The sequence below is a fragment of the Natronolimnohabitans innermongolicus JCM 12255 genome (assembly GCF_000337215.1).
GTDB lineage: Archaea > Halobacteriota > Halobacteria > Halobacteriales > Natrialbaceae > Natronolimnohabitans > Natronolimnohabitans innermongolicus.
Map to the genome: position 1 here is coordinate 1 of NZ_AOHZ01000089.1, position 9,424 is coordinate 9,424.

Sequence of the window (9,424 nt, forward strand, 5' to 3'; positions counted from 1 at the left end):
AAAGTTACTGCGGAAACCAGGAAGAGAAGCGCTCAAACACGCTGTCAAAGCGACGCTGTGATATCAACAAAGTGCTACACAAGAGCGTTAGTCTAAAACTTCCTCGGCGCGAAGCGCCGAGCGAACCGACTCACTACCGTTCGTCGCTATCCAGCACGCGGATCTGGTCGCCCCGCACCGTCACCGGAATCGGAACCGTCGCGCTCCTAAATTTTACTTCGTCGGGTTCGCTCACGCTGTTCGCTCACCGCTCCGTGCAAAATTTAGTATAAAACGCCGACTCGCTAGCGCTCGTCGGAATCCAGCACGCGAATCTGGTCGCCCCGCACCGTCACCGGAATCGGAACCGTCGCCTCGTACAGTTCGACAGTCACCTGATCCTTGCCCTCGTCGATGCGCTGGACCTGGGCCTTCTCGCCCTTGAACGGTCCGGCGATGAGCTCGACGATGTCGCCCTCGGCGATCCCCTCGACGTCCGGCTTGGGCGAGAGGAAGTGCTCGACCTCCGAGATGTCGGAGGTGCCGGGGACGATGCTTCGCGCGTGGGGAATGTCCTCGAGCACGCGGTTCAACACCGCGTCGCCCTCGGACTCGACCATCACGTAGGAGGTCAGCGAGTCCGGCGCGAGCGCGGCGTGGATCTCCGGCTCTTCGCGGTTGATGATCATGTCTGCGACGGTTCGCTCCTGACTGGCCGTGGTCTTGACAGCGTAGATACCCATTAGAAGGCACCACCGGTCAGTACGAGCATGATGCCACCGATGAGGAAGCCGAGCAGACCGATTAGCAGGATTCCAGCACCGGCGATTTTCGACACCTGAAGGAACTCCTCGGTCGTGGGTGTCGTCGCCATCTTCAACACCCGAACGTACGAGGTCAGGTCGTACGGAACGTCCATGTCTATGCGTTCACAACGCGGCGTCTTTTATCTGTCTTTCGTGTCGGACGACGGTTCGCCGCGTTGATAGCTCCGACGTTGCAGTCGACGGCCCGACGCCCAAACCCCTCGAGGCCGAACAAAACAGCCATGGCCGAAGACGATACTGACCGCCGAGACGAGCGCGAGGCGGAACGAGAGGCCGAAATCGAAGACGAGATGGAACGCGTCGATCAGGACCCCGAGCAGGTCGACGACGGCGACGACGACCTCGGGACGCAAAACGCCCCGCGGGAGGACGAGGAAGAATTCGAGGATCTCGAGGACGCCGAGGAGGCCTGAGTCCTCGAATCGGCGGCGGTCGCGTTGCCGTTAGCGCCCGACACCGGGTTGGGGAGTCACTGCACTTCCGGCAAGACTTCTTCTTCGTAGAACTCGACGAACTCGGCCTGGTTCGAGCCGATCTGGTGGACGGTCACGCTGTCGAAGCCGGCGTCGACGTACTCCTGAATCGTCTGGACGTGTTCTTCCGGGTCGGATCCGCAGGTGATCAACTCGGCGATATCGTCCTCCGAAACCGCCTGTGTGGCCTGTTCGAAGTGGGCCGGCGTCGGGAGTTCCCAGAGGAGTTCGCCGGGGATCCCCTCGTGGCGCCACAGCTCGTGGGCCTGTTCGATCGCGTCCTGTTCGTCCTCGCGGTAACAGACGGCGACCTCGCCGTACGTCGGCTTGTCCGCGCCGCCGGCGTCTTCGAACGTCTCGATCAGATTCTCGTCGGGGCGAACCGCGATGAGGCCGTCCCCGATCTCGCCCGCCTTCCGGGCCGTCTTCGGCCCGTCCGCGGCGACCGGAATCGGCGGCCGTTCGTCGGGGAGCGTGTAGATTCGCGCGTTCTCGACGGTATAGTACTCGCCGCGATAGCTCGTCGTCTCGCCCTCCCAGAGGGTGCGGACGATGTCCAGTGCCTCCTTGAGCATCTCGAGGCGGACGTCGTGTTCGGGCCAGCGGTCGCCGAGAACGTGCTCGCTTAGGTTCTCGCCGGTGCCGACGCCGAGGAAGAACCGCCCCGGGAGCTGCGTTCCGGCCGTCGCGGCGGCCTGTGCGATGATCGCCGGGTGGATCCGCGTCGTCGGGCAGGTGACGCCGGTGCCAAGTCGCAGGTCGTCGGTCGCCTGCGAGATGGCGCCGATCACGTTCCAGACCATCGGACTCTCGCCCTGGTCGGAGAGCCAGGGGTGGTAGTGGTCCGAGATCATCGCGAAGTCGAAGTCGGAATCGTCGGTGAGCCGTGCGTACTCGACGAGGTCCTGCGGGCCGTGCAACTCGGAGATGAGTTTGTGTCCGATCTGAGTCATCTGTGGTCGAATCGCTATCGGGTATCGGGTTCGATCGGTGATCGATACGGAAAGTCGAACCACGAAACGCTCCGTAAGTGCACGCCCTGCATCGTGCCGACCGGCTCGAGCCGGGGGACGACTGGCTCGAGTCGTCGCTTTCGACGGTGGGTTCGACGGCCGACGGTCGGTCCGGCTCTCGACGATCGGCCGAGATGCCAGGGAGATTCCCGACAGAGACTTTTTGTAGCACTGAATCGTACGGTCGACGATGCGATTCGGCTGGGATTCCGGCAATTCGTCGCTCGAGGAGTGGAAGCGCCACGTTCGCTTGTCGCTGGGCTTCGTCCTCGTCTTCTCGGCCGCCGTGGGGATACTCGAGGTGTTCGGATGGACGGTGACGCGAGCGGATATCGTCCTGTTCGTCACAGCCGGCATCGCGCTCGGATGGGCTGGACTCGGGTTCTTCGGGCTGTATCTGTTGCTTCGCTCTTGACGAGCGACCGCCGTAAACGCCGGCGGCGAGCACCGTCGGTCAGGGCAGATCGACGTCCGGCCGCGGCTCGAGCGTCACGTCGACCGTTTCGCGTTCGCCGTCGCGAACGACCTCGACCTCGATCGTGTCGCCGGGCGAGGTCTCGAGGGCGAGCACGGCCGAGAGTTGGTCCTGGTTCGGGATCTCGGTATCGCCGATCGCGACGATCACGTCGCCGCCGACCGGGACGAAGTCGCCGTCGACGGTCGCGCCGCCGTCGGCGGGCTGGAGCACGTCGGCGGCGGGCGCGTCGGGTTCGACATCGGTGACGAGCACGCCGCGGGGCTCCTCGAGATCGTTCGCTTCGGCGACGAGCGGACCGACGGGGAGGACGCTGACGCCCATGTAGGGGTGTTCGTACTCGCCGTCCTCGACGAGCGCGGAGACGACGCGGTCGGCCAGTGCCGCCGAGATGGCGAACCCGATCGTCTGGCCGGCGCCGGCGAAGACGACGCCGACGACGTCGCCGTCGAGGTCGACCAGCGGCCCGCCGCTGTTACCCGGATTGACCGGGGCGTCGGTCTGGATCGCCGCGGGAATCGAGAAGCCGCCCGGACTCGGCAGCGAGCGGTCGACGCCGCTGATGATCCCCTGCGAGATCGACGCGTCGAGTCCGAGCGGGTTGCCGAGCGCGAGAACTTCGGCGCCGATTTCGGGCTCGTCGGTGGCGAACGAGAGCCCGTCCGCGGCGTCGGGCACGTCGTCGACCTCGAGGACGGCCAGGTCGCTGTGGAGGTCCGTGCCGACCACCTCGGCCGCCCGCCACTGTTCGTCGCGAAACTGGAGTTCGACTTCGTCGGCGGTCGCGACGACGTGGTTGTTCGTGACGACGTAGTCGTCGACGACGAAGCCGGAGCCGAGGCCGCTCCCGTTCTCTTGCATCGGTCCCTCGACGCCGAAGACGTTGACGAGAACGACGTCGTCGATCGTCTCCTCGTAAATCTCGGTATAGCGGCCATCACCCTCGACTTCGATACCGTTCCCGTCAGCCCCGGTATCGGCTCCGTCGTCCTGTGCGCCCGCCGTGGCGACGCCCCCGCCGAGTATCGCGGCGGCGGCGCTCGTCCGGAGCATCCGTCGGCGCGTCCACCGTGTGTGATCTGACGGCATGTCCGTGTGCTCCCCGAGCACGGCAATAAAAGACGGGCCAGCACCGCCATCCCACCGGACGACTCTCTAGGACTCGTGTAGAACCAGTCCAGTCGACTCGAGAGAAAGAGCGGCGAGTCGACAGCGCACGGAATACCGCGAGCGTAGCGGTCTCTTCCGGCTACGCTTCGTCGAACAGTTCTTCGCCGTCGACCGCGTGCTCCGCGACGACGTCCATATCGAGCGTCACGCCGAGTCCTGGCTCCTCGGGGATCTCGATGTAGCCGTCCTCGATGACGTCCTCCTCGACCAGGTCTTCCCACCAGCCGAGTTCGTAGGAGTGGTACTCGACGGCCAGCGAGTTGGGGATCGCGGCGCCGACGTGGGCGCTGCCCATCGTCGCCACCGGCGAGGCGACGTTGTGCATCGCCACCGGGACGTAGTACATGTCGGCGAGGTCTGCGATTTTTCTAGTCTCACGCATCCCGCCCACCTTCGGCATGTCGGGCGCGATGATGTCGACCGCCTGCTCCTCGAGCAAGCGCCGCTGGCCGTGTTTTCGATAGACGTTCTCGCCGACGGTGATCGGCGTCGTCGTGGACTGGGTCACTTCCCGCTGGACGTCGTGGTTTTCCGGCGGCACGGGATCCTCGAGCCACCAGACGTCGNCGGTGATCGGCGTCGTCGTGGACTGGGTCACTTCCCGCTGGACGTCGTGGTTTTCCGGCGGCACGGGATCCTCGAGCCACCAGACGTCGTACTCCTCGAGTCGTTTCGCCAGTCGCTTCGCGCTGCCGCCGGAGAACGTCCAGTGGCAGTCGAAGGCGACGTCGGCCCGTGAGCCGACGCGTTCGGTGATCGCTTCGACGATCGAGGCTTTGTGCTCGATCTCGGGCTTTCGGAGGTGGCGGTTCGCGCGATCTTTCTCGTGACCCGACGGCACGTCGAGGTCGAACTTCAGCGCGTCGTAACCTAACTCCTCGACGACGCGCTCTGCCTCGTCGGCGCAGGCGACCGGATCGGCCTCTTCCTCGGTGTGACAGTCACAGTAGACCCGCACGTCGTCGCGGTACTTCCCGCCGAGCAGTTGGTAGGCGGGCACCTCGAGAATTTTCCCGGCGAGATCGTGGAGCGCGACCTCGAGGCCCGAGATAGCGGTGACGGTGACGCCGCCGATCGAGCCCTCGCCGGACATCTTCTGGACGAGGTGTTCGGTGAGCCGATCGATGTCGAGGGGGTTCTCGCCCTGGAGGAACGGCGTCATACGCTCGATGAGTTCGGGTGCGCCGGCGCCCCAGTAGGCCTCGCCGGTGCCGACGATACCGGCGTCGGTGTAGATTCGCACGAGCGTCCAGGGGAAGTTACCGTCGACCATCGTCGTCTGGACGTCCGTGATCTCGACGTCCCGGCCGCCGCCGCGCTCGCGCGTGACGTTCATCGTCTCCGCCGAGAGGTCCCGCATCGTGTACTCGGCGTTCGGATCGTGCAACTGTGAGTAATCGACACCCATACGATAAATACTTACTTCAGAAATAGTAATAGTTTCCATCCCGACCTCCCGAATCGCCGCTTCGAGACGCCCTCAGCGTCGCCTCGAGCGCAGTCTCGTTTCCACCGCCTCGAGCGCGATCCCCCTCAGATCGACTCGAACTCGACGGCCGTCTTGACGACCTCGTCGCCGGTTTCGAAGGCCGTCTCGAACTCCTCGAGGCCGTAGACGCCGGTGACGAACTCGTCGGTGAACCACGTCGGAAGCTGCGAGAGCGTGTCGACGGCGGCCTCGAAGTGGCCGCGGTGGGAGTTGACGGTGCCGACGAGCGCCTTGTTGTGGAGGACGAGTTCGCGGTGGAACCGCCCGCCGTCGATCTCGAACGACTGATCGCAGGGGACGCCGAGCATGGCGCCCACGCCGTTCGGCGCGAGCGCGTCGACGGTCTCGACGGCGTGTTTCGCGTGGCCGGTGGCCTCGTAGACGAGGTCGACCGGTTCGTGGACGTCCGGGATTTCGGGCACGGATGTCTCCCGGGAGTCGACGTACGTCGACCCGAGGTCGTCGATGAGGTCGATCGTCGGATGGGGGCGGTCCCGGCGGCCGAGACAGTAGGTTCGGTCGATATCGAGCACGGTCTCGAGCATCGCGAGCGTCACGAGTCCGAGCGAGCCGTTGCCGAGGACGAGCGCCGATTCGGGCTCCCAGTCGAAGGCGGAACGGGAGGCGACGGCGTGTTCGATGGCCTTCTCCGAGACGCTGATCGGTTCGACGAGGAAGCCAAGCGGCGCGAGCCGTTCGGGGATCCGAACGAGGTACTCGGCCGGGCTGGTGAAGTACTCCGCCATGAAGCCGTGGGCGCCGACGATGCCGCGCTCGAGATACTCGCCTTCCGGCGCCATGTCCGGCTCGCCGCGCTTGAAGTACTCGTTGGTCCCGTTCGGCGGACGCCGGACCGTCGGGACGACGAATTCGCCTTCCTCGAGGTCGGTGCCGTTCGGATCCTCGACGATACCGACGGCCTCGTGACCGAGGACGAGCCGGTCGTCGCCGTCGGGCAGCGCGCCGTGGTGGCCCGCGATGACTTCGTGGTCGGTCCCGTCGACGCCCACGCGGAGCGTCCGCACGAGGGCGTCGCCGGGAGACGGTTCGGGACGAGGGCGGTCGACGATGACGGGCGTCCCGGCCCCGGGTTCGACAGCGATCGCTTTCATACGCACCCGTTGGGGCCGAGGCGATAAAAGTTTACCCAATACGTAGTAAATTATTTTGAACGGCGGTCGGGCAGCGCCAGTAACTATCGGAAGAGTCGTCCAACGGCTGTTTCGCGTCGCTATCGCTCGAGACGGAAACGCTCGATTCCTCGACGAGCCCCGAATCGCTTCGGACCGCTCGAGGGAGACGCTCGACGGAGAATCAGTCGCCGCGGGCGGCCTCGACGGCGTCGACGAACTCGGCGGCGCTCTCGCGGACCCGATCCATGTCGTCGTCGGCGATCGCCTCGTAGTCGACGAGCGCGCTGCCGGCGCCGACGGCGACCGCGCCGGCGTCGAAGAAGTCGGCGGCGTCGTCGGCGGCGATCCCGCCGGTCGGGATCACGTCGACGTCGCCGAGCGGTCCGCGAATCGCGCCGATGTGTCCGGGACCGACGGTCGAGGCGGGAAACAGTTTGAGGACGTCCGCGCCGGCTTCCATCGCCGTGACGGCCTCCGTCGGCGTCATGACGCCGGGCGCCGAGAGGACGCCCTGTCGGTTACAGAGTTCGACGGTCTCGACGTCGGTGTGGGGCGAAACGACGAACTCGGCGCCGGCGTCGATCACCGACTGCGCCGTCGGCGCGTCGAGGACGGTACCCGCCCCGACGACGGCGTCCGTGTCGGCGAGTTCGCGGTCGATCGCGGCGATCTGCTCGCTCGCGCGCGTCCCGTCCGCGGTGACCTCGAGGGCGTCGACGCCGCCCTCGTAGACCGCCCGCGCAACGGGAACGATTTGCTCCTCGTCGATCCCGCGAAGGACGGCGATCACGCCGCTCTCGACGAGTCGATTTCGAACCGATCGCGGATCGGTCTCGGTCATCGGCGACCCTCCTCGCTCGCGTGGCAGTGACGAACCATCACGGCGAGACGTTCACGGCCGCGAACAAAGAGGTTTACTCGTCCTCGGAGAAATATCAAAAGTAACGACCTATCCGCGACGCGGTCCGTTCAGTCCTCGAACGGTCGGACGGTGACGGACTCGGCCTCGAAATCCTCGAGGAACGCTTCGATCTACGTGACGACGGTCTGCTGAGTTTCGGCTATCTCTGTCTCGAGGCCTTTCGACGGTCGGACCTCGCATCGCTCGTCTTCCGCCCTCGATTTTGCGTCGCTCAATCGAAGAGTTCCTCGCCGTCGACCATATGCTCCGCGACGGCGTCCATATCGAGCGTTACGCCGAGGCCGGGCTCTTCGGGAATTTCGATGTAGCCGTCCTCGATGACGTCCTCCTCGACCAGATCTTCCCACCAGCCGAGTTCGTAGGAGTGGTACTCGACGGCCAGCGAGTTCGAGATCGCCGCCGCGACGTGTGCACTCCCCATCGTCGCCACCGGCGAGGCGACGTTGTGCATCGCCACCGGCATGTAGTACATGTCCGCCAGACCCGCGATCTTCGCCGTTTCGCGCATTCCGCCCACCTTCGGCATGTCGGGCGCGATCATGTCGACCGCCTGCTCCTCGATGAGTCGGCGCTGGCCGTGCTTTCGATAGACGTTCTCGCCGGCGGTGATCGGCGTCGTCGTGGACTGGGTCACTTCCCGCTGGACGTCGTGNAGTCGGCGCTGGCCGTGCTTTCGATAGACGTTCTCGCCGGCGGTGATCGGCGTCGTCGTGGACTGGGTCACTTCCCGCTGGACGTCGTGATTCTCCGGCGGCACGGGATCCTCGAGCCACCAGACGTCGTACTCCTCGAGTCGTTTCGCCAGCCGCTTGGCGCTGCCGCCGGAGAACGTCCAGTGGCAGTCGAAGGCCACGTCCGCGCGGTGACCGACGCGTTCGGTGATCGCTTCGACGATCGAGGCTTTGTGTTCGATCTCGGGCTCGCGGAGGTGGCGGTTCGCGCGATCCTTCTCGTGGCCGGAGGGCACGTCGAGGTCGAACTTCAGCGCGTCGTAGCCCAGCTCTTCGACGACGCGCTCTGCTTCGTCGGCGCAGGCGACCGGATCGGCTTCCTCCTCGGTGTGGCAGTCGCAGTAGACGCGAACGTCGTCGCGGTACTTCCCGCCGAGGAACTGGTAGGCCGGCGTCTCGAGAATTTTCCCGGCGAGATCGTGGAGGGCGACCTCGATGCCCGAGATTGCCGTCACGGTGACGCCACCGATCGAGCCCTCGCCGGACATCTTCTGGAAGAGGTGTTCGGTGAGCCGATCGATATCGAGGGGGTTCTCGCCCTGGAGGAAGGGTTTCATTCGTTCGATCAATTCCGGCGCGCCGGCGCCCCAGTAGGCTTCTCCTGTCCCGACGATGTCCGCGTCGGTGTAGATTCGGACGAGCGTCCAGGGGAAGTTGCCGTCGACCATCGTTGTCTGGACGTCTGTGATCTCGACGTCGCGACCGTTGCCGCGCTCGCGCGTGACGTTCATCGTCTCCGCCGAGAGATCCCGCATCGTGTACTCCGCGTTGGGGTCTCGAAGCTGTGAGTAATCGATGCTCATACCGCAGTGACCACCCGCACGACAGTAATAGGTTGTACCGGCATCGCAACGGCGGCGTCCGGCAACCGCGAATCGACCCCCCTCCATCGAACCCGCGACGACGGCTGCAACCGGACTGCGACCGCTACGTCGTCTTCGGCCAGCCGAGTTCCTCGGGCACGCCGTCGAGGTCGACCTCGAGAGCGTGGGTCGTCGCGAAGACGGCGCGTTTCTCGGCGGTCCGGCGTTCGATCGCCTTCGGCCCGACGGCGAGGTCGATCCGCGTCACCCCGCCGGCGGCGGCCTGCCCGAGGACGGTTACGGGACCGACTTCGCGCGTGTTCCGAACGTGCGTCCCGCCACAGGCCGCGACGTCCCACGGGTCTCCGCCGCCGACCGTGGTCGCTCCCAGCCCGCTCGTACCGGCGCC

Annotated in this window: 10 protein-coding genes and 2 pseudogenes; 2 read left to right on the forward strand and 10 right to left on the reverse strand. The window is 65.6% G+C overall.

Translation table 11 applies throughout. The features are described 5' to 3' along the window. Positions 1-133 precede the first annotated feature (133 nt). From C493_RS22865 to C493_RS19385, 3 genes and pseudogenes are all read right to left on the reverse strand, one after another. A pseudogene (locus tag C493_RS22865) lies at positions 134-217 on the reverse strand (transcription elongation factor Spt5); the annotation flags it as partial. Positions 218-284: 67 nt separating this feature from the next. Next, the gene (locus C493_RS19380) at positions 285-722 is read right to left on the reverse strand and encodes a transcription elongation factor Spt5 (RefSeq protein WP_007261193.1); all 438 of its coding nucleotides are present in this window, start codon (positions 720-722) and stop codon (positions 285-287) included. Then, positions 722-898 carry a protein translocase SEC61 complex subunit gamma gene (locus C493_RS19385; protein ID WP_007261194.1) on the reverse strand — a complete coding sequence of 59 codons (177 nt, stop codon included), beginning with the start codon at positions 896-898 and terminating at the stop codon, positions 722-724. The genes C493_RS19380 and C493_RS19385 overlap by 1 nt, the downstream gene beginning before the upstream one ends. Before the next feature lie 129 nt (positions 899-1,027). Here C493_RS19385 and C493_RS19390 point away from each other — a divergent pair, with 129 nt between their 5' ends. After that, on the forward strand, positions 1,028-1,219 hold the full coding sequence (locus C493_RS19390; protein ID WP_007261195.1) for a hypothetical protein: 192 nt from the start codon (positions 1,028-1,030) through the stop codon (positions 1,217-1,219). A 56-nt stretch (positions 1,220-1,275) separates the two neighbouring features. Here C493_RS19390 and C493_RS19395 read toward each other — a convergent pair whose 3' ends face one another. Next, positions 1,276-2,232 (reverse strand): TIGR03557 family F420-dependent LLM class oxidoreductase, encoded by a 957-nt coding sequence (locus C493_RS19395; RefSeq protein WP_007261196.1) that lies wholly within the window; start codon positions 2,230-2,232, stop codon positions 1,276-1,278. A 250-nt stretch (positions 2,233-2,482) separates the two neighbouring features. Between C493_RS19395 and C493_RS19400 the strand changes: the two genes are divergently transcribed. Next, the gene (locus C493_RS19400) at positions 2,483-2,707 is read left to right on the forward strand and encodes a hypothetical protein (protein ID WP_007261197.1); all 225 of its coding nucleotides are present in this window, start codon (positions 2,483-2,485) and stop codon (positions 2,705-2,707) included. A gap of 39 nt (positions 2,708-2,746) precedes the next feature. Here the strand turns inward: C493_RS19400 and C493_RS19405 are convergent, their stop codons facing one another. The 6 genes and pseudogenes from C493_RS19405 to C493_RS19430 form a co-directional block, all read right to left on the reverse strand. Next, positions 2,747-3,856: a S1C family serine protease gene (locus tag C493_RS19405; RefSeq protein WP_049889520.1), complete on the reverse strand. Its 1,110-nt coding sequence runs from the start codon at positions 3,854-3,856 to the stop codon at positions 2,747-2,749. Positions 3,857-4,016: 160 nt separating this feature from the next. Continuing rightward, complete coding sequence (locus C493_RS19410) at positions 4,017-5,345, reverse strand: mandelate racemase/muconate lactonizing enzyme family protein (RefSeq protein WP_007261199.1); 1,329 nt, start codon at positions 5,343-5,345, stop codon at positions 4,017-4,019. Positions 5,346-5,470: 125 nt separating this feature from the next. Beyond that, entirely contained in the window at positions 5,471-6,538 is a 1,068-nt protein-coding gene (locus C493_RS19415) for a glucose 1-dehydrogenase (RefSeq protein ID WP_007261200.1), read from the reverse strand. A 202-nt stretch (positions 6,539-6,740) separates the two neighbouring features. Beyond that, positions 6,741-7,400, reverse strand: coding sequence for a bifunctional 4-hydroxy-2-oxoglutarate aldolase/2-dehydro-3-deoxy-phosphogluconate aldolase (locus C493_RS19420; protein ID WP_007261201.1), 660 nt, complete (start codon positions 7,398-7,400; stop codon positions 6,741-6,743). Between the two features lie 292 nt (positions 7,401-7,692). After that, the gene (locus tag C493_RS19425; protein WP_007261202.1) at positions 7,693-9,015 is read right to left on the reverse strand and encodes a mandelate racemase/muconate lactonizing enzyme family protein; all 1,323 of its coding nucleotides are present in this window, start codon (positions 9,013-9,015) and stop codon (positions 7,693-7,695) included. Positions 9,016-9,139: 124 nt separating this feature from the next. Continuing rightward, positions 9,140-9,424, reverse strand: a pseudogene (locus C493_RS19430) (alanyl-tRNA editing protein); the annotation flags it as partial.

Excerpts from the sequence above, each read along its gene's own strand:
- C493_RS19380 (WP_007261193.1), bottom strand. The coding sequence starts at position 722 with ATGGGTATCTACGCTGTCAAGACCACGGCCAGTCAGGAGCGAACCGTC.
- C493_RS19385 (WP_007261194.1), bottom strand. The coding sequence starts at position 898 with ATGGACGTTCCGTACGACCTGACCTCGTACGTTCGGGTGTTGAAGATG.
- C493_RS19400 (WP_007261197.1), top strand. The coding sequence starts at position 2,483 with ATGCGATTCGGCTGGGATTCCGGCAATTCGTCGCTCGAGGAGTGGAAG.
- C493_RS19395 (WP_007261196.1), bottom strand. The coding sequence starts at position 2,232 with ATGACTCAGATCGGACACAAACTCATCTCCGAGTTGCACGGCCCGCAG.
- C493_RS19415 (WP_007261200.1), bottom strand. The coding sequence starts at position 6,538 with ATGAAAGCGATCGCTGTCGAACCCGGGGCCGGGACGCCCGTCATCGTC.
- C493_RS19420 (WP_007261201.1), bottom strand. The coding sequence starts at position 7,400 with ATGACCGAGACCGATCCGCGATCGGTTCGAAATCGACTCGTCGAGAGC.
- C493_RS19390 (WP_007261195.1), top strand. The coding sequence starts at position 1,028 with ATGGCCGAAGACGATACTGACCGCCGAGACGAGCGCGAGGCGGAACGA.
- C493_RS19405 (WP_049889520.1), bottom strand. The coding sequence starts at position 3,856 with ATGCCGTCAGATCACACACGGTGGACGCGCCGACGGATGCTCCGGACG.